Below are 25639 nucleotides of genomic sequence, written 5' to 3'. Positions count from 1 at the left end.
TTTAAACAAGATATTTCTTGACCGGGGCAAACGATTTTCGATGGTGTGGGGTAATACCCAATTGTTGCAGGGCAGCTAAATGCTGCTGGGTCGGATAACCTTTTTGGACCGCAAAAGAATAACCGGGATACAGCCTATCCAGCGTCCGCATTTCCTCATCGCGCGCGACTTTGGCTAATATCGAGGCAGCGGAAATTTCCTGAACCAATAAATCGCCTTGCACAATAGCTTCGCCGGGCATATCCAGTGTCGGCAGCCGGTTGCCGTCCACCTTGACCCAGTCAGGGCGGTAATCCAATTGCGACACCGCTCGTTGCATTGCCACCATCGTCGCTTGCAGAATATTAATACGGTCTATTTCGCTGGCTTCGGCGCGGGCAACCGCCCAACACAAGGCATTGGCTTTGATCTGTTCGGCAAGCAGTTTGCGTTTCTTTTCCGTGAGTTTTTTAGAGTCGGTCAAGCCGGCAATAGGTTTGGCGGGATCGAGAATCACCGCTGCCGCAACCACCGGACCGACTATGCAGCCGCGGCCAACTTCGTCGATACCGGCTATGCGTAGGGGGTTATCGGAGGATACCGCGTGTGACATTGCGTAGAAAGCTGACCATATTGGAAAGTTCGTTGCTTTCGCCGGCCATATCTTCCATTTCTTCGATAGCGTCTTCCAGGCGCAAATTATTTTTGTAGAGGATTTTATAGGCTTTGCGAATCTGCCTGATCACTTCCGGCGGCACACCATTGCGTTCCATGCCGACCGAGTTGATGCCGTGCGGGCGAGTCGGCCTGCCGCCAACCATGACATACGGCGGAATATCCTGAGTAATCGCACTACCCATCGCCGAAAAGCTGTATTCGCCGATTTGGGTAAACTGATGCACCAAGGTAAAACCGCCCAAAATAGCATGATCGCCGAGGTGCACATGGCCGGCAATCGAGGCACCGTTAGCCATGATGACATGATCGCCGATTTCACAATCGTGCGCGACATGGGTGTAAGCCATGAACAAATTATCGCTTCCGATCAAAGTCAAACCTCGATCTTGCTGCGTGCCACGGTGCATCGTACAAAATTCGCGGATCACATTGCGGTCACCGATTTCCAAGCGGGTGATTTCATCGGCGTATTTTTTATCTTGCGGGTCTTCGCCGATTGAGGTGAATTGATAAATCGTGTTGTCCTTGCCGATTGCGGTTGGCCCCTTGATTACGACATGCGGGCCAATCTCGGTACCGGAATCGATTTGCACATCGGGACCAATTACCGAAAATGGCCCCACTTTAACGTCGTCGGCCAATTCGGCATTGACATGAACAACCGCTCTGGGATCTATCATTTAGGCCTCTGCGGCCACAGCCGCGCACATAATTTGCGCACTGGCGGCCAGTTCACCGTCTACTTCCGCACGGCAGTCGAACGACCACAGATGACGCTTGTGTTTGATATAAGTTACTTCCAAGCGCAATTGATCACCGGGAACGACCTGTTTTTTGAACCGGGCATTGTCGATGCCGGCGAGAAAATACGTGGTGCCTTTGCCCAGTTTATCGTCGCTCTGTGAGGTAAGTAACGCGGTGGCTTGCGCCAGTGCTTCCATGATCAGCACACCAGGGAATATAGGCTTATGTGGAAAGTGGCCTTGAAAAAACGGCTCGTTAAATGTCACGTTTTTCACAGCCAGCAAACGCACGCCAGACTCGCATTCAAGTACCTTGTCTACCAGTAAGAAAGGATAGCGATGTGGCAAAAGTTCCTGAATTTGTAAAATATCGAGTGTGCCGGCCATGAGTTATCTGCGCGAATTAGAGGGGAAGCGGGAAGTTCGCTTAGACTGGGAACTTCCCGACTTAAGGTGCTGCACGCTTCCGCAATCAGGGAAGCATAGAGGAAAATCTTACTGCGACAAGTTTTCCAGTTTTTGCTGAACGCGGCTGGTAACGTCAATTTGATCGTTGGCATAAATAACACCGTCGGTCAGTAACAAATCAAACGACTCTTCTTTGGCTAACGCTCTTACTGCTTCCACGATACGTTTTTGCAGGTTGCCCAACTCTTCGTTTCTACGCATGTTGAAATCTTCGCTGAACTCCTGTTGCGCACGAGCCGCGTCGCGTTTTTTATCCAAAATGTCTTTTTCGATTCTATGACGCTCTTCTTCGCCCATTACCGCAGTGTCGCGGCCCAACTTTTCTTCCAGCGATTTGATCTCTTTTTGCTGAGAAACCAGCGCTTTGTCTCTTGGTGAAAATTCAGTTTCCAAGCGAGTTTTTGCTTTGGCGGCTTGTGGCGCTTTTTCCAAAACCTTGGCCACATTGACAAAACCGATTTTCAGCTCTGCATGACTCACGCCAGCAAAAATCATCAGCATTAGAAACAAAGAAATTCTATTTTTCATGGTCAAAACCATCTCCGGTTAATTTTTTTGAGTTTAAGACAGAACGCAAACGCGATTATAGGGCAAAACAGGCTCAAACTAAACTAAAATCCCGAGCCGAAGGTGAACTGGAAGGCTTGAGTTCTATCGGTACTCTCCGAATTCAGGGGTTGGGCAACACTGACCGCCAAGGCCCCAAACGGGGATAACCATTCACCGGATAAGCCCACCGAATAACGGAAATACTTGCGCAAATCGCCGGTATTGAGTCCAGGCGCCAGAGTACCCGCGTCAACAAAAGAGCCAATCCGCACCGATTTCATATCGCTTAAGAACGGCACAGGGAAAAACAGTTCGGCTTTTCCGATCAGCTTGGTGGAGCCGCCGATAGGACGGCGGTAGGTATTGGATGGATTAATTTGGTTTTCGTCTATCACGCCCAAAGTATTTTGCATAAAACCACGCACGTCCCCAGTACCACCAGCAAAATAGTTTTCAAAAAACGGTAAACCGGAACTTCCGCCATAGCTGCCACCATGCGCCACCTCACCCAACAAACGGAAGGTAAAGTCGTTGGATAAGGGAAAATAATGCTGATGCTTGTAACCGACCTTGAAATATTCCAAATCACTGCCGGGTACGGTAATCAATCCGGACAGCCTTTGCTGACCACCGCTATGAGCAAAGGTGGCTCTGTCTAACGTATCGTGAGTCCAACCGGCAGACGTTGACAGGGTATCGAAACTTTTGGATCTGATCGCTGAAATATTGTCCCCTACTTTGAACCCTAAGAATTTTAGAATCGTGTCCGACGATAAGTTCGTGTTTTCGATCTCGGTGCGCTTTAGATCAATATCAAAACCAATGCGGTCGAACTCGTTCAACGGGATACCAAAGTTGATACCAGCGTTCGTGATGGTTGTGTTGTAAGCCGCCAAGTTAGCCGCATAAGCATTTCGGGAGGTATAACCAAGGTTATAGCCCATCGCCACGCCATCCAGCGTGTAGTAGGGATCGGAAAAACCCAGATTATAGCGTGTCAAAATACTACTGTTGTTAAACGCAAAATCCACCCGCTTACCGGTACCGAAGATATTGTCTTGCGAGACGTTGGCGTTAAAAATGATACCTTGCACCTGGGAATAACCGACACCGGCCTGCAAATTACCGGAGGCTTTTTCCTTGATCGTGTAATTGACGTCAATCTGATCGGCCGAGCCGACCACAGGCGGGGTTTCCACCCCCACTTCCTCGAAATAACCCAATCTATCCAGACGGGTCTTGGTCCGTTCAATCTTGCTGCTGGCCGCCCAACTGGATTCCATCTGCCGCGCTTCGCGGCGAATCACTTCGTCACGGGTCTTGGTATTGCCCTTGACGTTAATGCGCCGCACATACACACGTTTGCCCGGATCGACAAAGAAGGTCATAGCCACGGTTTTTTGCTGCTCGTTAATTTCCGGCACCATATTCACATTGGCAAAGGTATAACCTTCGTCACCCAGGCGATCAGAAATGGACTTGGACGTTTCAGTAGCATTTTTTCGGGAGAAAATCTCGCCCGGCCCGACCTTAACCAGCTTGATCAACTCTTCCGGCGGCACGATCAATTCACCTGACAATTTCACCTTTTCCAAGGTGTAAACATCGCCTTCCTTGACGTTGATAGTGATGTAGATTTCCTTTTTATCGGCCGTTATATCGACCTGGGTAGATTCGATGGAGAAATTGATATAACCGCGGTCCAGATAATACGAACGCAGCTTTTCCAAATCGGCGGACAGCTTTTGTTTGGAATATTGGTCGTCTTTGGAGTAAAAAGACAGGAAGTTGGTAGTGCTTAATTCGAATTCTTTCCGCAACAGATCGTTGGCAAACGATTTGCTGCCGACGATATTGATTTGCTTGATTTTTGCAACCCGACCCTCGGAAATATCGATATGGATGCCTACCCGGTTACGCGTCAACTCCGAGACTTCGGTTTTAATTTTCAGGCCGTATTTACCGTGGCTGAAATATTGCCGGCGCAGCTCTTGTTCGACTTTGTCCAGAATTTGCTTGTTGTAAACCTTACCTTCCGCCAGGCCGATTTTCTTCAAGGCTTCGGTCAAATCTTCTTTTTTGATGTCCTTGTTGCCTTCGATAACCACTTTCGCGACCGAAGGCCGCTCAACCACATTCACAACCAGCGTACCGCCGTCGCGTTCCAGCGATATATCCTTGAAAAATCCGGTGTTGAATAAGGCTCTGATGGCTGCGGCTTGCTTGTCTTCGGAAAATGTTTCGCCAACATTAACCGGCAAATAGTTGTAAACGGTACCGGCGGAAATTCTTTGTAAGCCCTTGACCTGAATATCCTCAACTACAAAGCTGCTTGCATGAGCGGCCTTGCCGGACAGCATACTCAGCAACAGTATTTGTAATAGCGGTTTTTTCTTCACGCAGTCAACCATGGAAAAGGAACAGGCGCGATTGTAACACGCTGTTTTCGGATTCCCGCGCCTTCAATGGTAAATACTCGTAAATTCTGGCCGAAAAATTGCTTTCTTATTCAGTTTCAATTGCAAGGAAAAACAATTCAAAAAAAAATACAAAAAACCAACACAAACCATTGAAATAACACATTTATGATCAAATCAACCAAATGCATCGGCCATCAAGCTCCGATAAACGGCACGCGTATAATCCGCTTCCAAAGCAGCCGCTTCGCCATCCGTTCCCGCACTAACACCACCCGCTCCTTTCACCGGCATAATTGCGTTGGCTGCGTCCAGTTTGTAAACCCCTGCCACGGAAATGCCGTGCTCAGGTGCGATCAGGCTATAGCAGGTATTCAGCCAATGCGCTTCAGGGATGGGCGTCTGATTAATCAAACTCGTCACCGCCAACGCACACGCTTTGGCTTCGGAATTCGCGGCAAAAGCTGATTTGGGGATAGGCGCGTAGTGCGCGGCATCGCCAATCACATGGATAAAATCGTCGAATAATGATTGCCCGGTCAGCGGCCGAACCGGACACCAGCCAGAGCTATCCGTCAAACCATTCTGCAAGGCAATTTGCGCGGCGGTTTGCGGCGGAATGATATTCAGCACATCGCCACTAAACTGGTCGCCGAATTCGCTAGTCAACACCCTGCTCTGCTTGTTTAGTTGGAGCAAAGGATTATCCGCCAAGCTATGCCATTCGATCAGGCTATTGGCGGTGCCGTAACCGTAATGTTTCGTCCAACCGGCTTCGAACAGGGTCTGCTTCGAAAAGCTACGCTTGGCATCGAGGATGAGAATTTTCGAACGCGGTTTATGCTGTTTCAACCAATAAGCCATCATACTGGCCCGCTCGTAAGGGCCGGGCGGACACCGATAAGGATCGGCCGGCACCGCGATCAACACCAGCCCACCATCTGGCATCGCTTGCAGTTGCCGCGCCAGCAGCAAGGTCTGCGGACCGGCCTGCCAGGCGTGCGGAAATTGTTCCGTGGTAGCCTGATCGTAGCCGGCAATCGCATCCCAGCGAAAATCGATACCAGGCGACATGATTAATCTGTCATAGCTAACGCTCTGCCCGCTTGCTAAACGCAATCGCCGCTGCGCAGCGTCCAAACGAGTGACGCTATCGACTAACAGCTTGACTCCATATCTGTCTCGCAAAGCCTGATAATCGACCGTCAATTGGTCGAGGCTGGTCAAACTAGCGAACAGCCAATTACTGCCGGGACAAGTGATGTATTTAGCTTTGGGTTCGATCAGCGTGACTTGAATATTCGCATCCAGCAAACGCAGATATTTCGCCGCCGTCGCACCGCCGAAGCCACCACCGACTACCACGACATGCGCTTTGGCACCGCTACTCAGAGGCAATCTTCCACAGCCGCCAAGAAAGCTCGCGCCAAAACCGGCAAGGCCTTGCAAAAAACGCCTTCTGGATAAACCGGCCATTAATCGCGACTCAAATATTCGGCAACCGCCGCCAGTTCCGCGTCGCTATAACCTTTGGCAAGACGCGGCATTAACGTGGCGGGCTTTCTGTCGTATTTAAAATCCAGCAAGGCTTGCCGGATCTGTTGTGCGGATACATTTTTTAGAGAAGGGATTGAGCTTTTGGGATCCAAGCTCGACTCGGTGTGACAATTCCGACAATTAAAAGCAATTGCTCGTGCATCCATTTCGGCATAAGCGATTGAGTTTAACCCACTAGCAATTAGAGCAGCCGCGACATAACAAATGCGCTTCATGCCGTTTAAGCAAGCAGCTTCTGCCGAAACACTTCGTACAACAAGACGCCAGCCGCCACCGATACGTTCAGACTTTCCACCTGGCCGGCCATCGGGATTTTCACCAAAAAATCACAATGCTGGCGGGTCAAATGGCGCATGCCGGTACCTTCCGTGCCCATCACCACCGCCAAAGGCATATCCAGTTTCATCTGAAACACGGTTTGTTCAGCTTCGCCGGCCGCGCCCATGATCCAGATATTCTGCTCTTTCAACCAGCGTAGAACTCTGGCCAGATTGGTGACTTGATAAACCGGCACCGTTTCCGCCGCGCCGCTGGCTACTTTACAAACCGTCGGCGTGATACCTGCGGCATTGTCCTTCGTCACAATCACGCCATGGGCGCCCACAGCGTCGGCAGTGCGCAGACAAGCGCCGAGATTATGCGGATCTTGCACTTGATCCAGCACCAGATAAAACGGCGTACTGGTTAGCGCTTCGACATCGTGCTTGAGTTGGTCTTCGCTGCGCATCGCCGGCAATTCGACCGCCACAACAATACCTTGGTGATTCTTACCATCGGCCATTTTTTCGAGTTTTTTACGCTCGGTTTTTTCCGGATTGATGCCAAGCTTGATTAGATCGTCTATCACTTGCTTCAGACGCACATCCTGCCTTTGACTATCGATCCAGGCACGGCGAATTTTTTGCGGTGAATAATCCAACGCGGCTTGCACCGCGTGAATGCCGAACAATTGGGTTAAATTCATGAGCGACGGCGTCTTTTAGCTTTTGGCTTGTTTGGGGCTTTTTTATCTTTATCCGACTTGGTGGCTTTAGCGCCAGCTTCGGTTTTTTTGCGACTTGACGAAGACTTGGTTTTGGCGATTTTCTTGCCTGATTGTATCAATTCAAAATCGATTTTCTTGTCGTCCAGATTAACTCGCACCACTCGAATTTTCACCATGTCGCCCAAGCGGTAACGCACGCCGGTGCGTTCGCCGTATAACTGATGCTTGCTGGCGTCGAAGGCAAAATAATCCTGCACCAAGGAGGCAATGTGCACCAAGCCTTCCACATAAATCGACTGCAATTCGACGAAAAACCCGAAACCGGTGACGGCGGAAATCACACCCTCGAACTCTTCGCCGATCTTGTCCATCATGTATTCACATTTCAGCCAGCTCACCACATCGCGGGTGGCATCGTCGGCGCGGCGCTCGTTCGCCGAACAATGCTCGCCCAGCAACACCATATCGGGATGTGAGTAATAAAAGCTATCCACCGATTTGCCGGCGAGACAATGGCGAATCGCCCGATGCACCAGCAAATCCGGGTAGCGGCGAATCGGCGAGGTGAAATGCGCGTAGGCATCCAGCGCCAAACCGAAATGGCCTTTGGTTTCAGGACTATAAACCGCTTGCGACATGGAACGCAGCAAAATGGTCTGAATCAAATGCGCATCGGGCCTGTCCTTTACCGACTCAAGCAGGTGCATGTAATCCAATGGCGTAGGTTGAGCCTTACCGCCCAGAAATAAGCCCAGTTCGCCGAGAAAGGTTTTCAGCGCCAGTAATTTTTCAGGGCCGGGGCCGTCATGAATCCGCAGTAGGCGCGGCATTTTTTTCTTGTTCAAAAACCGCGCCGCAGCCGTGTTGGCAGTAATCATAAATTCTTCGATCAACTTATGGGCATCGTTGCGTTGCAAAGGCACGATCTCAGCAATTTTACGTTCCGGCCCGAAGACGATCTTGGTCTCCTGGGTATCGAAATCCATCGCCCCGCGCAACTCGCGCTGATTGCGCATGACTTTGTACAAGCCGTATAAGGTCTGGAGATGCGGCAACAAAGCGGCGTGTTTTTTCGCCAGCTTCTGATCGCCGTCCACCAGCATTTTTGCTACGTCGGTATAGGTCAAACGCGCATGAGAGCGCATCACTGCTTCAAAAAACCGCGAACGCAGGACATTCCCTTCTTCGTTGATCAGCAACTCGCAGACCATGCATAAGCGATCCACTTCCGGGTTCAAGGAACACAAGCCGTTGGAGAGTATCTCCGGTAGCATCGGTATCACTTTCTCCGGGAAATACACCGAAGTACTGCGATTTTTCGCTTCCGCGTCCAAAGCGGTATCGACTTTTACATAGTGTGATACGTCGGCAATCGCCACCAGCAGTTTCCAGCCTTTCGGGGTTTTCTGCGCGTAGACGGCATCGTCAAAATCGCGGGCATCTTCACCGTCTATGGTTACCAAAGGCAGTTTGCGAATATCTTCCCTACCCTGCTTGGCGGACTCGGGCACTTGCGGGGTTAGCGCCTTGATTTCTTCCAGCAACTGATCCGGCCACTGATTGGGTAAATCGTGCGAGCGAATCGCCATTTCGATTTCCATGCCCGGCGCCATATGCGCGCCCAGCACTTCGGTGATGCGGCCCAAGGGCTGACAATGCTGACTAGGTTGCTGAATAATCTCGGCCACCACGATCTGGCCTTGTTTTGCACGCCCGACATCTTCCTTGGCGATCAACACTTCGTGGGCGATTTTCTTGTTATCCGGCACCACATAGGCCACGCGGCCCTCGGTAAAAAACCGGCCGACCACTTGATGCGTATTTCGTTCGCTGATTTCAATCACCGCCGCCTCTCGGCGGCCGCGTCTATCAATGCCGGCCACGCGCGCGATGACTCGATCATTGGGCATCAGCGGCTTCATTTCGCGCGGCGACAAAAACAGATCTTCGCTACCGTCGTCGGGTTTCAAGAAACCGAAGCCTTCCGGATGCCCCAGCACCCGTCCGGCGATAGTGTTATCCCCGGAGCCCAGACTATATTTTTGCCGGCTGTTGAAACTGAGTTGACCGTCGCGTTCCATGGCTCGCAGCCTGCGGCGCAAAGCCTCCAGGGCATCCGGCGTTTCCAGGGAAAATTGTTGGGCGATTTGTTGGCGGCGTAACGGCTTGCCGGCTTCTTGAATAAGCTGGAGAATCAGCTCGCGGCTGGGTATGGGGTTCTCGTATTTTTCGGCCTCACGCTGGGCGTGCGGATCGACGAGTGCGGAAAAATCAGATGTCTGATCGGTATTTGATGTCATTGAATCTGTTTGCTAGGTTCTGCCGCCAATTCCCTCTCGGAACCGGCCGGCAATCGTCTTTGTTATATAAAATCATAGCCTTTCTTCTTGTTCTGGGTGGGAATCACGTCGTCCAGAATACGCCGGCACTCGAACTGCCAGTAGCCCAAGCCGATATTTCTGCGGCCGTTCAAAATGATGGGAAAATTCTCATGTCCCATAAACATTCGCAATAAATCGCCGTCTTTCAAGCGAAAAGAATCCATGATGATAAAGCTTTTTTCGCCTTCGTTATCTCTTATGCCGTAAATTAAGGCTTTCTTGCGCTCCGAGTCGGTATCCGCCTCGAGCGCCTGATAAGCAACCGGAAAAGCTTGGGCGGCGATCACCATCACCTCGAATATCAGCTTGGAGTCCTGCTTGGGCAGCAGTATTTTGCACACCACCCCGAGCGAGCGTTGTTGCGGCATCGCGTCAATCTTGCGAAAGCTAACCAAGCTGCCGATGGACAGCACGCCTTCCTTGTGGAAATTACAGGACAATGCGCGCTCAGAGTCAGTCTCGGCACGTATTTCCAGGCCGGTTTCCAAACCAGGTCTACCGGTTTCCAATAGATCATAGGTCGTTTCCAAACCAATAGCCACATATCTATCCAGCCGATCGGCAAAATATACCGTCCCTTGCGGCTCCCTACCTTGCCAGCGCTGCATCAGATAGTCGAACAGTTCCGCCGATAGCTTTTGATGATTATTTTTATCGATCTCAAGCGAACTAAAGCGCGCTTCCTCCTTGCTGCACAATTTGTCTGCCTGCTTGATCACTTTACCCAACTTGGTCAGATTCAGGTAAAGCATGGCCGAATCAGATCTGCGATCCGTTGGCGTCGTGTTCAGCAAAAAAGCCGGCGGCAAGTCTTCGTCCATTAAAATCGCGCATTGCACGGCTTGTTCGGCTACCGGTTTGGTTTCGATTTGCAGAAAATCGCTGATTTTCTCCAAAAACTCATACACCAATTGAAACTCTTTCTGCATCAAGCCGGATGGGTAGGCCAAACTCAGCAGCAATATTTGTTTATAGCTGTCTTCGACTGACGACAGTTTGCTGAATATACCGCCCTGATCGGCCACCTTGGAACTAGCCTTATCCAGCTTCACGGCGAGTTTATACAAGGAGTGCAAATCGATCCAGATCCAATCCGGCACCGGATAGCTCATCATGTAATGACTTATCACAATGCGGCTCAAGCCGCGGATAGTCCGCTGTATCGCCAGCGCGGTGGACTTACCCTGCAACCAGCCGATTTCGCGGCGGGTCAAGTCCTTCACCACGCTCCAATAGCCGATGGTAAATTGTCTTTCGATTGCGCAGGCCAAGCCGAATATTTTTTTTTCGCTTTCACCCTTTGGGAAACCGAATTTGATCAGCCGAGAGCGCAGATAATCGTCGATCAAGTAAAAGCTGTCTCTGAGTAACTCCAGGGCATGCAGGCGTTTTGCCGCCGGCATTTCCACTGAAATCAATTCACCCAGCAACTCATAAAATAAACGGGCAGCCAGACCGGGATTGGCCGTCGGCAGTTCGGCTATCCATTGCCGCAACGCATCGTCTGTAAACGACGCGGATAATTGGGGATCATTTTTTTGCTGGGGGATGACCAGAAAAAAAGAGTTTTTCACAAAGAATCCATTAATGATGAAAGTACTGCGAAGCCCTCCCTATTCGGCATGACATCACAATAGGCGACAAAACCAACAGCATTCTGCGTTGCTACGCCATCAGCCATGGTCTAGAACAACCCTTCGTCTTCTATCATCAAATTTCGCAAGGCATTCACATCCTTTCTGAGTTGTTTCCTCGCCAATAATTTGCTTTGCACGCGTTCGGGAAGCTCGGTAAAAATCAGTACCTGATTGGCCACCAGTAAATCGACCAAATCGTCTATCACCCTGACCATATCGTTATCGGTGGCCGACAAGGCTTGCCTGGCCTTATCGCTGGAGAGCTGCTGTAAAAATACCGTCACTTCCGGGTGGTCGACGTCGAGCCACTCGTCGCCGCTGTCGCGCAGTTGCACAATTGCCCCTGCCTGATCTCGGACTATAAACGGCACTGGCCACCTAACATTGTCATAATCAGTAAAACCTCGAATCTTATCGGTAAGCACTGGTGACGCAAAAACCGATCATCTAGGCGAGATAGTCAAAGCGCCCAGAGTCACGCCAATGTCTATACCGCGGCCCTTGCCGGAGAGTGCCAAAGAAATTTCGCCGCGGGTTAGTAGCTGCCCGTCTATCGACTTGGTGGCGCCGGCGTGCCCTTCAAAGGCAACAAAACTGCCGTAAATTTCATTCAGATTTCTAACTTCGGAGAACACCCCGGTGCCCTCGATTTCCGATTTACCGATCGTAAAACCTATACTCTTCGAAGCCAGTGCAACTTGTGCCCGCTGTCCGTTACTGCAACTGATATTACCCAGGCCATCGTATTGCTTATAAACGAGTGACCAGCCGCTCAGCTTGTAAGTCATCGTGCAGGATGTTAGCGATTGGGCGGCTGCCGGAGACACGAAAAACAGTCCGCCTAGGCTTAGCGCCAACAACGGAATAAATCGAAAAAACTGGGTTGTCATTAGAATCTCCATTTTTATAAAACCTTAAATACAAACCGATGCGCCACCATCGCTGCGTAAACGTCATTATATTACAAACAGTGTAAGCTTCCGTTTACTGTGAAGCGCTCAACGATAACACCGATTTAATCCCATCGGCTGTTTCGGCCTGATTCAGCTCGGTTGCCAGCAGATATAGCCTGTCTTTACTAATGCCGCCGGGATCGGCCAGATACTGCGCAATATGGTTGGCTCTGGCAATCGCCAGATCGTTAAGACGCTGCGGATCGGGCGGAAAAATACCTTCCAGTTTCTGTTGCGCCAACGGGTAGAAATCGGCGTCCGGATTGCTCTTGATACGTGGTTTGCCCAATAACGATCTGTCCATCTCCAGCGGAAAGACTTCGCCAAAAAACTTAGCCAGCAAACGCTTATAGTCATCGTCGGACAATTCAATGTATTCATGCCGAACTTTCTCGCCCTTGTCGCGCAACTCGCCTGAGCGCATTTTTTTCAATACATCCTTTACCGCTTCAAAACGCATCGCCGGCCAATCCATGTTTTCATAGGCAATCCCTTTGATTTCCAGGGTCAGTTCGGGTTTGCTAAGCAGGGCTTTATTAAGCTGATCCAATTTCGCGGATTCTTCGACAGCCAATTCAGCACTACCTGGCGCGAAAGCCACAGCGCTGAAATCCTTATCATCATCCAGCAGCGAACCCAGCGCCTTAAACGGTGACAGAGCTACTTTGGAGATCAGATTAACCAAGACATTGGCCAGCAAGGAACCGATACTGAATTTCGGATCTTCCAAACTGCCGGTGATTGGAAAATCCAGATTGATTTTGCCGTCGGCATCTTTCAGCAAGGCAATCGCCAAATGCAAGGGCAAGGACACCGCATTGGGATTTTCCACATGCTCACCCAGCGTCAGCTGATCAATAAGTAATTTATTTTGCACAGCTAACTGATTCTGCTTGATCGTATAGCGCAAATCCAGAGCCATTTGGCCTTTTTCAATCCGGTAGCCGGCAAACTCAGCCATATAAGGGGTAATCAACGGCAAAGGCATGTTGGTGAAATTTAGGGCAATATCCGAATCACCCGTATCGAATTGATATTTGCCTTTGATGCCCACCGAGGCCATCTCGTAAACCTTACCTTTTAAAGCCAACTTGGCCTCGGCGTCTTTATCCGACGAAAATCCGCTGACTTCGCCGTTAAGACTGTTCATGGCCGCCACGAACGGCAAAATCAAGGAGTAGTCTGAGAAATCGGATTTGCCATCTTTCAATTCGATTTTACCGATACTGACACGCGGTTCGGCGGGTTTGTCAGCCGCCGGTTTTGCAGGCACTTTGGCGGCTGGCGCCGGTTTTGCGGGCGTTTGCGACACCATCAGGTCGTCGATATTGGTTTTGCCGTCCTTCTTAATATTGAACCGCAGGTAAGGACGATCAAACATCACCTTGGCGAACTTGAAATCCTGTTTCGCCAAATCGATGTCTATCCCCGACACCTCCAGGTTGGACCATTTCAAGAAATCCACGTTCTTGACCTGATCACGGGTCACCAAGCCTTCTAAATTGGCACCGCCTTGATACGTGAGTTGCAGTGGTTCGGCAACCGCCACTTGCAGATTACCCTTCCCGCTAAAGTCGCCATCCACCAATTCCAATTTCAAGAATGGATCCAGGTAAGGCTGGAACACTTTAAGATTAATATCCTGAATATCCAGCGCCCAAGACCCCGTAAAGGGCTGCAAACTCATCTCACCGTCAACTTTCAAACCGCCGGTATTATTAAACTTGCTGCTCAATTGCACAGGCAATTTGCCGCCGTCCTGCGTGCTGAATTTCTGCAATTTGCAACTCAACTCGCTCAGTTGCAGTTCCAGCGGCTTCGGCAGACTGAAATCGGTAAAATGAATGTTGTAATTGTTAAGTGCTAACTCATCCACTTTAACCAGCCACGGCTTGCTTTCTTCCGTAACCACTGGTGTTGCCGATGGCTGAGTGGCGGCTGGAGCTGCGGTATCGCCGGCAAACAAGGCCTGGTAATTGACAATGCCGTCCGCTTGCAACCATGCGCTAATCGCCGCATCGCTGCTGGATATCGCGCTAATCTCAACTTGCTGTTGATTAACATCGACATTAATTCCACTGACCGCCAAGGCCGGCACGCTAACTAAAAGCTTGCCGTGATTGTTCTCGGTGATTTCCAGCTGCTTGATGTCGACATTGCCGTTGCTGATTTTTGTCAGCAAACCATGCGGCGCTTCGGCAAGCGTGTAGTCGACTTGCAAGCCGAGCAGACCGTTGACGATTTCCACAGGCAGGATTTGTTGCAAAAATAATTGCCAGCTTCTTGCCAAACCAATTTTTTCCAACTTTATATGACCCTTTGAAGCCAGTGGCGCAATTGTGAAATCGCCATGCCATTCGATATTACCGCCCGACTCCAAACCCATGCTCAAATCGCCGACCGCGCTGCTTGCCGCTTGGGTACTGAACTCGTTGAGCGTTAAATTGAGCGGTAATAGGTTTTCAGATAGCACTTGACCGGTAACAGCATCCTGCCAGCTTATGCGTCCTTCTTTAATCGCGATTTGATGAACCAACAGCGCCAAGCTATCGCCGCCACTGTCTTTTGGGTCAGGCTGCGACTCTGATTGCTTGACTTTTATATCCGCAAAATTGAATGCGCCGTCGGCGCGACGTTCGATATTGAATTGCGGATTATTCAACTCGATGACATCTAACACCACACCGCGGAGCTTTGCCGATTCCACTGCGTCCAAATCGACGAATAAACGCTCGAAGCCCACCAGGTCTTTGCCGTCTATAGGCCCCAAGGCAAAGCCTTCCACCATCAACGTGAAGTTAAATGGGTTGAAGCGAATCGCCGACAGCCGGGCTTGTTGCCCGGTTTCTTCGTACAGCAAGGCCGGCAGTTTTTTCAACGCCAGTGTCGGCACCAGGTAAAAACCCAAAAAGGCATAGATAGCCAAAAGCGCGATTAGCCCCAACGCCGCGATCAAGCCTTTTCTCCGATTCATTGTCATCACCACGCGCTGCAAATTAGTGCAGCTTATTCAACAAATCGGCTTCTATCCGGCATCCGCCAAGATCCGGATAATCGGCCAAGTTTTGTTCGAAATCGCGGAAGGACGGATGCTGAAAAGCTAGGCGGGCAATCTTGCCTTGCACTAACTCAAACTCCAAAGCCCCGCCTTTTTCGCGCGGACTGCCGGGCTTGGTGACAAACAGCATGATGCCGATATTCGCCAAAGGCTGGCCTTGATCCTGAGCCGGACGCGCGCAACTGTAGGTCTCGACGCTCAGACCACTAAACACGCCCGCCAACTGACCGGCGTTGATCAGCACGCCTTCGTCGGCAACCGTCGGTACTTGCAGCAGCGTTTCCAAACCAAAGTTGCTCAAATGGTTTTGCAGTAACACCGTGCCGTTCCCGCCTTTTTCGGTATTTAACAAAGGGTACAACTGCCGGGCTGCCTCGTCTTTATTGGGGTTTTGCAAGGCCGATAAAAATTGCCGGGCCGCCGATTGAATCGGGTTGATGACACCTTCTTTTTTCTGCCTGGAGTTGGTCAGCGCTTCCCAATCCTGCTCGGTGTTAACCGCCAATTTCATGCTTTTCATCACGGTGTAGTCCTCACTGGCCAGACAGCCGGCGAAGTCCTTAGTCCGATATTGTTCCAGCAGCTTGGGACGGATCTCGTCGGTCATAGCCCGCTGCGCGGAGATATTGAAATTTTTCCAATCCGGCGAGGTTTTACTCAAGAAATAATACAACACCGCATTGCGATCGAATTTATTGAAGCCCAAATCCTTCATCGCCAACTTCAAGCGCCGGCATTGGCTTTCCACATCCGGATAATTCTGCCAATCCGGTTGCAAATTGGGTTTGGCTGCAGGGTCTACCTGATCGATCAACTGCCGCAAACTCACTTCGCCGTTGGCGGTTTGAATCGGCACCCGCCATAATTCGTCGAGGGACAAATCATGCGCGTCGGGCGGCAGATCGCCGGAGGTTTTCAATAATAAGGACGAGACAATTTCCGGGTATACCCGCAATTCACCCAGCAGCTTGCTTTCGGAAGACCAAGCGCTCAAGCCGCCTTCGACCACCTCATAAACCCCCAGACGAATTTGATTGAAACTGCTGCTGTCGCCCGCCAATACCACGCTAGCAGGTAAGGAGTGTGTCTCGGAACTGTATTTGCCGTTACCGGAGGCACCTGCGGCCCCGGAAGCGGGATTCTTGGCCACCACTTGCGGATTGCTTTCCACCCAGTTGCCGGCTAGTTTGCCCATCACCGCCATACCGGCGCCAACGCCGGTAAATGCGAACAAACTACTGGCCGCATTAACGTCGCTGATCAACTGAGACAGGTTGGCTTCGTGACTGTTGCTGGTCAAAAAGTTGTATTCGATCAGCGTGTCCTTGCTGGAATCAAGCCGTAACCACGGCGTCAGATAGGATTTTTTGGTTTCCAGTTTGAAATTGCATTTGCCGGTGGTGGCTTGATACAAAAAGCCGCTGGCCTCTCGCTTCAGTTTTAGCGGATCGTTATGCACGCTAAATACCAGCGCCGCAGATAGGTCGCCGTTTTCGTAATGACCACCCACATCGCTACAACCGCCTTTCAGGGCATTGTCACCCTTGAAATCAAAGTCCGATACCAATTGCACGTAGTAATCATCGCCGCTCACGGCGGTTTGACCGCGTAGCGGCTTGATCGGCATGGATTCAGTTTTGGGATAATCGACGGCAATTTGCCGGGTCGTGGCGCAACCGGCCAGCAAACCGCTAGTTAGCAATGCAATAATAAGGACTGAAAAACAACGTATCGACATTAAATATCCTATGGTGTCGCGCAACCCAGGCACGCATGCACTATGCGCCCGATGCAGTATCGTTTAAATGTAGAATCGAGTTCTTAGGCGCCGCTTAATCGTGAATCGATAAAATTTATCCTAAGGCGTAGTTGATGCCCTAGGATAGACGCTATTCAAGCACTAATTCCATGCAAGTTAGCCGGGAATGATAAATTGAAGTGTGTTTTGTGGCTATTGTTTTGTTCGACGCTGCAATAGAGCTTACAGCGCGTCCTGTTTGAAGCGATGGATTTGCCGGCGTTGTTTTTTGTTGGGTTTATGATCGCGTTCGGACGGATGTAACAAGGCTTGTTGCTGCTTGTGTAACTCGATTTGCTTAAGCCGCTTGTCGATACTGGCTTGGTCTTCGCTGTAAAGTGCCGCAGCCTCTTGCGCCGGACGACGTTGTTTATTCAGATCGGTGACTGTGACCTGCCAACTGTATTGATCCTTGGTCACGCTAATCACATCGCCGACTTTCACTTCCTTGCCCGGTTTGCAACGCTGGCCGTTGACATGCACTTTGCCACCGTTGACTGCATCGGCGGCCAAACCGCGCGTCTTGAAAAAACGCGCGGCCCATAGCCACTTATCGATGCGGACTTGGTTTAACTCACTCAACGCTTAAACCGCTCTCCGTCCAGGCTTTAAAACCACCCGCCATACTGACTGCGCCGCCATAACCCAGTTGATTCAATACCTGAGTAGCCAGTGCCGAACGCCCGCCAGTCTGGCAATAGACGACTATGTCCGCCTGTTGCCGGCCTTGGAAATCCGGATGACTGTCGATTTTAAATTCCAACAAACCGCGAGGAATATTGACGGCTCCCGGCAAATGCCCGGCGGCATATTCGGCCGGCTCGCGCACGTCCAGCAATAAATTACTTAAGCGCGTTTGCGCGGTTGCCACGTCGATTTCAGTAATCTGTTGTTTGGCGGCAGCCACCAGTTCTTGGGCAGTAACGCTCATAAAAATTCTCCAGTCGTAAACGGAATCAAGCTTCCATGTGTTTTTTCAATTCTTTCGGAATCGAGAATACCACTTTTTCTTCTATACCTTTATTTTCACGAACCTGGGTGGTTTCGCCGCCCCATTCCTTCAGTTGATTAATGACTTCCTGTACCAGCACTTCAGGCGCTGACGCACCGGCAGTGACGCCTACGACGTCGATGCCGTTCAGCCACTCTTGTTTCAAATCCTTGTGGGTATCGATCAAAAACGCCTGTTTACCCAACTGTTCGGCAATTTCCCGCAAGCGATTGGAGTTTGAGCTATTAGGAGAACCGACAACCAGGATCAGATCAGAAATCTTCGCTAGGTCGTGGACCGCGTCTTGGCGGTTTTGCGTGGCATAGCAAATATCGTCTTTCTTCTGCTCCTTGATGGACGGAAACTGCTCGCGCAAGGCGTCGACCATTATTTTGGTGTCGGTCATAGACAAGGTGGTTTGCGTCACATAGGCCAAATTATCCGGGTTATTGACCCTCAGGTTTTTTACATCATCCGGGGTTTCAACCAGATAAATGTCACCATGTTCGGTGCACTTGTCGTATTGACCCATGGTGCCTTCCACTTCGGGATGACCGGCATGACCGATCAGAATTACTTCCCTATCCTGTTTGGCGTGTTTGGCAACTTGCATGTGTACTTTAGTAACCAAGGGACAGGTCGCGTCGAATACCGTCAACTTGCGTTCTTCGGCTTCTTTTTGTACCTGCTTGGACACGCCGTGGGCGCTAAAAATCAAATACGAACCGACCGGCACGTCGCTCAGTTCTTCGATAAAAATTGCGCCTTTTTCCTTCAAGCCATCGACCACTGTACGGTTATGCACCACTTCGTGCCGCACATAGATAGGCGCGCCGAAGGTATCGATCGCTTGATCGACAATTTCAATAGCCCGGTCAACGCCGGCACAGAATCCACGAGGGTTAGCGAGTACGATTTGCATATTCTTGAGTATTTTACTTGGTTAAGACAAAGCGATTTTAATCCAATTTTGTTTCCGAGACGATAATTCCGTCGCTATCGGCATACAGATAATGGTCTTTTTTGAAATTGACCCCGGCAAACGTGATCACTGAGTCTCTATGACCATGCCCGTGCTTACTGCTGCATAGTGGATGTGTATTCAAAGCCACCACACCAATCGGCATTTTATTAATAGCTTCCGAGCCGCGAATACTGCCGTAGACGACGATACCCTGCCAACCATTTTCCACTGCCAAAGCAGTTAAGGTATCACCCAACAAGGCACAACGTTTAGAGCCCCCGCCGTCGATCACCAGCACCCGATCAGTCACTTTTTCTTCCAGTGCGGTGCGTACCAAGGTGTTGTCCTCGAACACTTTTAAAGTAGTTATTTGCCCGCTGAACTGGCTTTTACCGCCGAAATATCGAAACAAGGGCTCGGCAATTTGAAAGTTTTCCAGGCTTGAATAACGATCACATAAAGCTCCGGTAAGAAATGACATTCAGCCTCCAAAGGCTAGTAATAACGCGCCAGCAATCCGTACCGGCAATCGGCGTCGGGCAGCGGAATCTTCACTTCATAACCGCCGCCGGACGCTTCGTGCATGGGCTGGCCGTATTTATCGACCATATTCTCCACTGTTATATCCCGATTGCCGTGCGGCAGAATCAATTCCAGCTTATCGCCCAGCGAAAACTTGTTCTTGACGCTAATGTCCGCCCAACCCGTTTCGGTATCGTAATGGGTAATTTCGCCGCAAAACTGCTGCTGATGACTTTTCGAGTAACCGGACAGGTAGTTTTGGTGTTCGTGGGTATGGTGGCGTTGATAAAAGCCGTCGGTATAGCCGCGATTGGCCAGATTATCCAGGATACCCAGCAACTCGGGCTGGAATGGCCGACCCGCCAACGCATCGTCTATTGCTTGTCTATAAGTCTGTGCGGTGCGCGCCACGTAAAAATGCGACTTGGTGCGGCCTTCGATTTTCAGACTGTCGATACCGATTTCTACCAAGCGCTGCACATGCTCAATCGCGCGTAAATCCTTGGAATTCATGATGTACGTACCGTTCTCGTCTTCCATCACCGGCAGCAATTCGCCCGGACGGCCTTCTTCTTCCAGGAAATAGATGTTGTCGGCCAGAGGATGCCGATCAGCGCCACCGCAACTGGCAGTATTTAAACCCTGGTTCAAATCGTTCATGGAAATGACCGCGCTATCGGCCAACAAATAATCGCCTTCGGCATTTTCCACCGCTGGCTTGGTATCGTATTTCCAGCGGCAAGAGTTGGTACAAGTACCTTGATTTGGATCGCGATGATTGAAATATCCGGATAACAGGCAGCGACCGGAATAGGCTATACACAGCGCTCCATGCACGAATACTTCGAGCTCCATGTCCGGACATTGCTGACGAATCTCGGCGATCTCGTCCAAAGACAATTCCCTCGACAAAATCACCCGTTCCACGCCCATACTTTTCCAGAATCTGACGCTGGCGTAATTCACGGTATTGGCTTGCACAGACAGATGAATCGGCATGTCCGGCCATTGCTCGCGGGTCATCATAATCAAACCGGGATCGGCCATGATCAAAGCATCCGGCCCCATCGCAATGATCGGCTCAATATCCTTAATAAATGTTTTGACTTTGGCGTTATGCGGAATGACGTTGGCGGCCAGGAAAAACTTTTTACCTAATTGGTGCGCTTCGGCAATGCCTTTGGCTAAATTATCGGCCATAAAATCGTTATTGCGTACGCGGAGACTATAACGCGGCTGCCCGGCGTAAACTGCATCGGCGCCGAACGCAAAAGCGTAACGCATATTACGAATGGTGCCGGCGGGGGAGAGAAGTTCGATGTGTTTCATGGTTGTACTTAAAAATGAGCTGATGCGCATTTTAGCAAAAAATGCCCCTATCAGGGCTTGGCAAACATTGGGCTAAGAAAGACCTCTAAAAATTCGTCATTCCGCGCATTCGGCAGCCGATAGACTGCAAAGCGAACCTAGTTTGTCGAACTCACTGGGCTTCCACTTATGCGGGAGCGACGATTACGAATTAGAAAATGCTCTCTAAAATCTAAAAAACCTCAGCCGGAACAAAGACAGCACTACCCCACTGGAATTGTTGGTCTATTAAAAAACTGTGGTATTCGAGAACAAACTTTATGCAGAATAAACACCACCATTTGCACACGTAGATTATTCTTTCGACATGCGTAATAAGCTTCTATATTGCCTTTGACAATGCCGATCAGACTATTGTTGGAAATACCGCCGGTCCGCATTTTTATCCAAATTTTGGGAATATAGACGGCCTTGGCCTTATTAACGGCTAAAAAGCGCATAGTCAGCTCAAAGTCCGCTTGTCTGGAAAATTGTAAATCGAACCCACCGAATTGTTCATAGATGCGGCGGCGCACAAAAAAGGTTGGATGTGCCGGCATCCAACCCTTCTCGAACAATCCCTTACGATAGTTACATGACGTCCAATATCGCACCACTTTGGAGGAATCATATCTATCGACATACAACAAATCGGCGTAACAGACGTCTACAGTGGAATCGGAAAATATGTCGGCAACCTGGGACAATATTGTGTCGTCTGCGTAGACATCATCAGCGTTTAAGGTACCTATTACGTCGCCCGATGTCATAAAAATACCTTTATTCATCGCATCGTAAATACCGCGATCAGGCTCGGTAATAAACTTGGCCACATGCTGGCCGGATTTACGAACTATGTCGACGGTGCCATCAGTCGAACCACCGTCGATTACGATGTGCTCAATGTTATTAAAATCCTGACCCGATACTGACTGCAAATTATCTTGAATAAACTCTGCTGCATTAAAGGAAACAGTGACAATCGATATTTTCATTAACCTAAAAAAGTAAATACATGAAAGAAGTTATAGCGAATTAAAATCAGACGAATAAGCTCCAACTAACTTACGCAACCGCACCCATGCAAAGGCACAGCCGCGTCTTAGGTCACCAGTCAATATTCTCCCAATAAAAACCGATATGGCACCGTAAGTTATTGCCAATCCTTTTGGCAGATTAAAAATTGGCACGACAAAACAATAAAAAGCCCAATGCCGAGAAAATCTGGTATTGAACCGTGAATAGGCAATACCTAAATCCTCAGTTCCTTGCAACCGGGCCCTTAACACATAATATGGATAGTATCCTATCAACATATCTGATTCGAGCTTATGCTTAGTATCGACCGATAATCCACTATCGATATATTTATCAACAATAGCGCCAAACTTATCAACGAACACATCGGAAAACGAGTACCCGCCGCTGTTATTCCGTTTATACGCCACCAAATAACTATCTACATATAGATTAACCGGCGCCTTTAAGGCGGCACTGTATATTAAATCAATGTGCACCAGATTAGTTCCGCAGTAATCATTAGCATCGACACCTTGTAAATAATCCTTGGATATTATATTTACGGAAATTAAAGTTGAAAACTTACCTAACTTAATAATGAACTCGTTTGAGTCTGCAAACTCGTACAACTTCTCGCCGCCGCCTGGGTACTCAGCTCTAAAGTCGAAGTCGTAACCATATGCCCGAACTGAAACCACGCCATAATTTTTCCGAGCCAGCAAACTTTCCAGATGCTTTAAGGAGCCATCAATCAGCAAGTCGTCATCGCCAAAAATCAAAACGTATTGCCCGGCAGCCTGATTAAAGCATTGCGCTATATTTAGATCGGGACCAATGTTTTCCGAGTTTCTTATATACCGTATCGGAAGGTCTTTATTTAAATACTGCTCAACGCGAGCCTTAGTATCGTCGGTAGAACAATTGTCGGATACTAAAATTTCTATTGGGTAAGTTAATTCACCAAGCTGAGAAATAATCTGCTCTATATTCTTAACTAAATAGTCCGCCCTGTTCCAGGTTGGAATGCCAATAGTCAGTAAGGGCCTAGTATGTTTATTCATATTTTTATTATATTGTCGCGTGCCATTTTTTACGAAGCATTACCCACATCAGTAGCGATGTCGGAAAACCAAACCCAACATTTACTGCAAGCAAAACCGACACGATACCGGCTGAACCCCAAATCGGTGCCAGCCAAACCGAGCCACTGACGGTCAATAACGCACCCGACAAGGACAACCAAAGAAAAGGCTCCTTACGATGTGCCCTGAGATAGATAGCTAATAAACCGGAAATGTGGGCAAACAAAATTGCCCCGATCAACACAACCGTTTCCCAAAACGGTAAAAAACGCACGCCATACGCCGTATAATCCGCCGCATAGCGAATCAAGACAAAAAACATCGCCCCCATAACAAATACCGCAAGCGAACGTTTAAAACCTTTGCTGAATTCATTGTCCAGTAAATCCCATTCCTGCTGCCCGGCAGCTTTGGCTAACACGGGGATTCGGCTCGTCATCCAAGCTAAACTTAACAAACCCAACATGTTGCAAACAGTCATGGTTACGCCCATTTGCCCCGCAACCACCGCATTCTGGGTCTGAAACAGCAGCGGAGTATGCATCTGCGTTAAAAAATACCCGCAGAGCCAGCTGATTCCCAAACGCCACTGCATCGGCCAAAGCTCTCGCCACCAAGCGAAGTCTCCGGTAGTCCTAAACAAAGCTGACGCCCATAACTTTGGATAACGAAATAGTGCCCACACCAAGGCGATCAAGGCAGCGGACGCCGGCATCATGGCTACCGCATAAAGGCCGCCGCCCTCAAGAAGCGTAAACCAAATGGCTATGGCACCGACAATACCTTGCACGAGTCGCAAAGAATAAACCTCCACAACCTTGCCGCTGCCTTCTACCAAAGCCAAAACCGGCAATAAGGTCAGGCTTACGGCCGTACTGATAACTAGGATCAACCAAGGTTGTTGCCAGGCTAAATCCAGTTCCTGCGGCCGATTCCCAAAGAAATACAAACCAGCCGGATAAGCCAACAAAAACAGCAAACCGGAAACAGCATACCAACATAAGGCTTTTCTTGTCAGCGCCAGATAGCGGCCGACGTTTTCCCCGACAACTGCTCCATGAGGCAACCAATTCAACTCGGCAAATTCATGCGCCGCCTGTTGCACCAATATGGTTGACAGCCCCATATCCAACAAGGCCTGCAAACCAGCGAGACTAGCAAAAGTGTAGTAATAGCCTTGTTCGGCCGGCGATAAGTATCGTGCAATGCAAAATAGCGTAATTAGTCCCGCACCAGCCTGCCAGCCCCTTTGCGCTAAAACTGCTAACGTTTTCTTATCGACCTGCATATCGTTTTGCCTCGGGTTCCCTGCATCCAATGAATGGAGTGGCTAGTTATAAATTTAATTAGGCAAAAAAACTCAAAGCCTGGATCGATCAACAGTTAAAGTTCGCTCGGGCAACTTGTAAAGCTTGCGATAGAATCGGCGCAGCCCCCCAGCCAAATAGCCAGGCATCAGACAATAAGCTAATAATACCAAGAATATACGACCACGCCAGCCATCACCATAAGCCATCATCGACAGCAAATAATTAAATTGATTGATACCTTGGGCTTTATAATTTAAAGCGACCTTAACTAGCCACAAGCAGCCATTCTTATTACTCCTATCCCTCGTCATATACTGAGTAATTTCCCCAATAAATTTTATACGGAGCTTTTTGTCCTGCAAAAAACGGCTAGTCCTAAACCAACCTGCATACCACTCCAGGTCACCGAAATAATATCCGGGGGCGGTATTTGGGGTATGTGTCATTAAATCGTTTCTTGTGCTATAGACCATAAGAGGCTGGTCTTGCATAGAAAGCATTGTTGATACCAATTGCGGATAAGCATCACCTATGTTCATATAAGCAGAAGGCAAATGGGCCGCTGCAATGTTGCGTCGAATAATGGTTGCGGAAATCATGCTGATACTGGCAAAAAACAATGGTTCGGTGCGAGCCAAATCCATTGCTGGTACATATTTACCTTTATTAAGATCATCGACCAACCATCCTAAACGAATAATATCCGCATCTTGAGAACTTAGCACTTCTATCAATTCATTTATAAATTGCAAATGCCAATCGTCGTCGTCACCTATAATCCAGCAATATTCGGAATCGGTTATCTCTATGGCGCGCAATATATTGCCGTTACCACCAATGTTGTATTTATTTTTATGGTACTTTAGAGCAGGCCAAATTTTTTGAAAATCCGCCACTACGCTGCTAGTGTTATCTGTAGAAGCATTGTCCAACACGCACAGCTCAATTCCGACCAAGCCAGCACTGATAAATTTTTGCAGCGTTGACTTTAAGCATTTTTCTCTATTATAAGTAATAAGAACAGGGGCAAGTACGTTATTATTCCATTCAATGGATGTCGTCATTATTTATTTTAATTCTCATTAGATGCCTTCATGATATTTCTTATCACAAAGTGGCGTTGATATATAAAGCTCTCTATCGGTTGCGATATTTTTCAGTTGGCGACAATACTATTCGAAAAATATATACAATATACTG

At 49.2% G+C, this 25639-nt stretch carries 23 protein-coding genes; all 23 read right to left on the bottom strand.

Features of this window, described 5'->3' with window-relative positions:
• Window position 1 precedes the first annotated feature (1 nt).
• Window positions 2-592, bottom strand: a complete 591-nt coding sequence (rnhB, locus tag NP589_RS14805) for a ribonuclease HII (protein ID WP_256607686.1) — start codon at window positions 590-592, stop codon at window positions 2-4.
• Entirely contained in the window at window positions 567-1337 is a 771-nt protein-coding gene (gene lpxA, locus NP589_RS14800) for an acyl-ACP--UDP-N-acetylglucosamine O-acyltransferase (protein ID WP_256607685.1), read from the bottom strand. The genes rnhB and lpxA overlap by 26 nt, the downstream gene beginning before the upstream one ends.
• Window positions 1338-1787 (bottom strand): 3-hydroxyacyl-ACP dehydratase FabZ, encoded by a 450-nt coding sequence (fabZ, locus tag NP589_RS14795; RefSeq protein ID WP_256607684.1) that lies wholly within the window; start codon window positions 1785-1787, stop codon window positions 1338-1340.
• Window positions 1788-1895: 108 nt separating this feature from the next.
• Window positions 1896-2396, bottom strand: a complete 501-nt coding sequence (locus NP589_RS14790; RefSeq protein ID WP_020485707.1) for an OmpH/Skp family outer membrane protein — start codon at window positions 2394-2396, stop codon at window positions 1896-1898.
• A gap of 83 nt (window positions 2397-2479) precedes the next feature.
• A complete protein-coding gene (bamA, locus tag NP589_RS14785) occupies window positions 2480-4816 on the bottom strand; it encodes an outer membrane protein assembly factor BamA (RefSeq protein ID WP_371929674.1) in 2337 nt (778 codons plus the stop codon).
• A 195-nt stretch (window positions 4817-5011) separates the two neighbouring features.
• Window positions 5012-6310 (bottom strand): NAD(P)/FAD-dependent oxidoreductase, encoded by a 1299-nt coding sequence (locus NP589_RS14780; RefSeq protein WP_256607682.1) that lies wholly within the window; start codon window positions 6308-6310, stop codon window positions 5012-5014.
• On the bottom strand, window positions 6310-6483 hold the full coding sequence (locus NP589_RS14775; protein WP_256607681.1) for a c-type cytochrome: 174 nt from the start codon (window positions 6481-6483) through the stop codon (window positions 6310-6312). Before NP589_RS14775 ends, NP589_RS14780 begins: the two co-directional genes overlap by 1 nt.
• Before the next feature lie 128 nt (window positions 6484-6611).
• Window positions 6612-7355, bottom strand: a complete 744-nt coding sequence (gene rlmB, locus NP589_RS14770; RefSeq protein ID WP_256607680.1) for a 23S rRNA (guanosine(2251)-2'-O)-methyltransferase RlmB — start codon at window positions 7353-7355, stop codon at window positions 6612-6614.
• Window positions 7352-9676, bottom strand: a complete 2325-nt coding sequence (gene rnr, locus NP589_RS14765) for a ribonuclease R (RefSeq protein ID WP_256607679.1) — start codon at window positions 9674-9676, stop codon at window positions 7352-7354. The genes rlmB and rnr overlap by 4 nt, the downstream gene beginning before the upstream one ends.
• A 62-nt stretch (window positions 9677-9738) precedes the next feature.
• Window positions 9739-11331 (bottom strand): cyclic-di-GMP receptor FimW-related protein, encoded by a 1593-nt coding sequence (locus NP589_RS14760; RefSeq protein ID WP_256607678.1) that lies wholly within the window; start codon window positions 11329-11331, stop codon window positions 9739-9741.
• 110 nt (window positions 11332-11441) lie between these two features.
• Complete coding sequence (locus NP589_RS14755; RefSeq protein WP_256607677.1) at window positions 11442-11729, bottom strand: hypothetical protein; 288 nt, start codon at window positions 11727-11729, stop codon at window positions 11442-11444.
• A 108-nt stretch (window positions 11730-11837) separates the two neighbouring features.
• Entirely contained in the window at window positions 11838-12284 is a 447-nt protein-coding gene (locus NP589_RS14750) for a hypothetical protein (protein ID WP_256607676.1), read from the bottom strand.
• A 94-nt stretch (window positions 12285-12378) separates the two neighbouring features.
• The gene (locus NP589_RS14745; protein ID WP_256607675.1) at window positions 12379-15321 is read right to left on the bottom strand and encodes a DUF748 domain-containing protein; all 2943 of its coding nucleotides are present in this window, start codon (window positions 15319-15321) and stop codon (window positions 12379-12381) included.
• A gap of 22 nt (window positions 15322-15343) precedes the next feature.
• On the bottom strand, window positions 15344-17143 hold the full coding sequence (locus NP589_RS14740; RefSeq protein WP_256607674.1) for a hypothetical protein: 1800 nt from the start codon (window positions 17141-17143) through the stop codon (window positions 15344-15346).
• Window positions 17144-17386: 243 nt separating this feature from the next.
• Window positions 17387-17785 (bottom strand): RNA-binding S4 domain-containing protein, encoded by a 399-nt coding sequence (locus tag NP589_RS14735; protein ID WP_256607673.1) that lies wholly within the window; start codon window positions 17783-17785, stop codon window positions 17387-17389.
• On the bottom strand, window positions 17778-18134 hold the full coding sequence (locus NP589_RS14730; RefSeq protein ID WP_256607672.1) for a rhodanese-like domain-containing protein: 357 nt from the start codon (window positions 18132-18134) through the stop codon (window positions 17778-17780). The genes NP589_RS14735 and NP589_RS14730 overlap by 8 nt, the downstream gene beginning before the upstream one ends.
• 25 nt (window positions 18135-18159) lie before the next feature.
• Window positions 18160-19116 (bottom strand): 4-hydroxy-3-methylbut-2-enyl diphosphate reductase, encoded by a 957-nt coding sequence (gene ispH / locus NP589_RS14725; RefSeq protein WP_256607671.1) that lies wholly within the window; start codon window positions 19114-19116, stop codon window positions 18160-18162.
• Between the two features lie 37 nt (window positions 19117-19153).
• Complete coding sequence (rraA, locus tag NP589_RS14720; RefSeq protein WP_256607670.1) at window positions 19154-19639, bottom strand: ribonuclease E activity regulator RraA; 486 nt, start codon at window positions 19637-19639, stop codon at window positions 19154-19156.
• 14 nt (window positions 19640-19653) lie between these two features.
• On the bottom strand, window positions 19654-21009 hold the full coding sequence (trhP, locus tag NP589_RS14715; protein WP_256607669.1) for a prephenate-dependent tRNA uridine(34) hydroxylase TrhP: 1356 nt from the start codon (window positions 21007-21009) through the stop codon (window positions 19654-19656).
• Between the two features lie 242 nt (window positions 21010-21251).
• Window positions 21252-22022 (bottom strand): glycosyltransferase family 2 protein, encoded by a 771-nt coding sequence (locus NP589_RS14710; protein ID WP_256607668.1) that lies wholly within the window; start codon window positions 22020-22022, stop codon window positions 21252-21254.
• Between the two features lie 30 nt (window positions 22023-22052).
• Window positions 22053-23108, bottom strand: a complete 1056-nt coding sequence (locus NP589_RS14705) for a glycosyltransferase family 2 protein (protein WP_256607667.1) — start codon at window positions 23106-23108, stop codon at window positions 22053-22055.
• Between the two features lie 7 nt (window positions 23109-23115).
• A complete protein-coding gene (locus tag NP589_RS14700) occupies window positions 23116-24417 on the bottom strand; it encodes a lipopolysaccharide biosynthesis protein (protein ID WP_256607666.1) in 1302 nt (433 codons plus the stop codon).
• A gap of 72 nt (window positions 24418-24489) precedes the next feature.
• Window positions 24490-25503: a glycosyltransferase family 2 protein gene (locus NP589_RS14695; protein ID WP_256607665.1), complete on the bottom strand. Its 1014-nt coding sequence runs from the start codon at window positions 25501-25503 to the stop codon at window positions 24490-24492.
• Window positions 25504-25639: the final 136 nt, after the last annotated feature.

This window comes from Methylomonas rosea, from assembly GCF_024505055.1.
Taxonomy (GTDB): domain Bacteria; phylum Pseudomonadota; class Gammaproteobacteria; order Methylococcales; family Methylomonadaceae; genus Methylomonas; species Methylomonas rosea.
Note: the sequence above shows the minus strand (reverse complement) of the source record. Positions and strands in the feature narration are given on the sequence as shown.

Bases quoted from the DNA above. Each gene is read 5' to 3' on its own strand.
- rnhB (WP_256607686.1), bottom strand. From the start codon at position 592: ATGTCACACGCGGTATCCTCCGATAACCCCCTACGCATAGCCGGTATC.
- lpxA (WP_256607685.1), bottom strand. From the start codon at position 1,337: ATGATAGATCCCAGAGCGGTTGTTCATGTCAATGCCGAATTGGCCGAC.
- fabZ (WP_256607684.1), bottom strand. From the start codon at position 1,787: ATGGCCGGCACACTCGATATTTTACAAATTCAGGAACTTTTGCCACAT.
- NP589_RS14790 (WP_020485707.1), bottom strand. From the start codon at position 2,396: ATGAAAAATAGAATTTCTTTGTTTCTAATGCTGATGATTTTTGCTGGC.
- NP589_RS14780 (WP_256607682.1), bottom strand. From the start codon at position 6,310: ATGGCCGGTTTATCCAGAAGGCGTTTTTTGCAAGGCCTTGCCGGTTTT.
- rlmB (WP_256607680.1), bottom strand. From the start codon at position 7,355: ATGAATTTAACCCAATTGTTCGGCATTCACGCGGTGCAAGCCGCGTTG.
- rnr (WP_256607679.1), bottom strand. From the start codon at position 9,676: ATGACATCAAATACCGATCAGACATCTGATTTTTCCGCACTCGTCGAT.
- NP589_RS14750 (WP_256607676.1), bottom strand. From the start codon at position 12,284: ATGACAACCCAGTTTTTTCGATTTATTCCGTTGTTGGCGCTAAGCCTA.
- NP589_RS14745 (WP_256607675.1), bottom strand. From the start codon at position 15,321: ATGAATCGGAGAAAAGGCTTGATCGCGGCGTTGGGGCTAATCGCGCTT.
- NP589_RS14740 (WP_256607674.1), bottom strand. From the start codon at position 17,143: ATGTCGATACGTTGTTTTTCAGTCCTTATTATTGCATTGCTAACTAGC.
- NP589_RS14730 (WP_256607672.1), bottom strand. From the start codon at position 18,134: ATGAGCGTTACTGCCCAAGAACTGGTGGCTGCCGCCAAACAACAGATT.
- ispH (WP_256607671.1), bottom strand. From the start codon at position 19,116: ATGCAAATCGTACTCGCTAACCCTCGTGGATTCTGTGCCGGCGTTGAC.
- rraA (WP_256607670.1), bottom strand. From the start codon at position 19,639: ATGTCATTTCTTACCGGAGCTTTATGTGATCGTTATTCAAGCCTGGAA.
- trhP (WP_256607669.1), bottom strand. From the start codon at position 21,009: ATGAAACACATCGAACTTCTCTCCCCCGCCGGCACCATTCGTAATATG.
- NP589_RS14710 (WP_256607668.1), bottom strand. From the start codon at position 22,022: ATGAAAATATCGATTGTCACTGTTTCCTTTAATGCAGCAGAGTTTATT.
- NP589_RS14705 (WP_256607667.1), bottom strand. From the start codon at position 23,108: ATGAATAAACATACTAGGCCCTTACTGACTATTGGCATTCCAACCTGG.
- NP589_RS14700 (WP_256607666.1), bottom strand. From the start codon at position 24,417: ATGCAGGTCGATAAGAAAACGTTAGCAGTTTTAGCGCAAAGGGGCTGG.
- NP589_RS14695 (WP_256607665.1), bottom strand. From the start codon at position 25,503: ATGACGACATCCATTGAATGGAATAATAACGTACTTGCCCCTGTTCTT.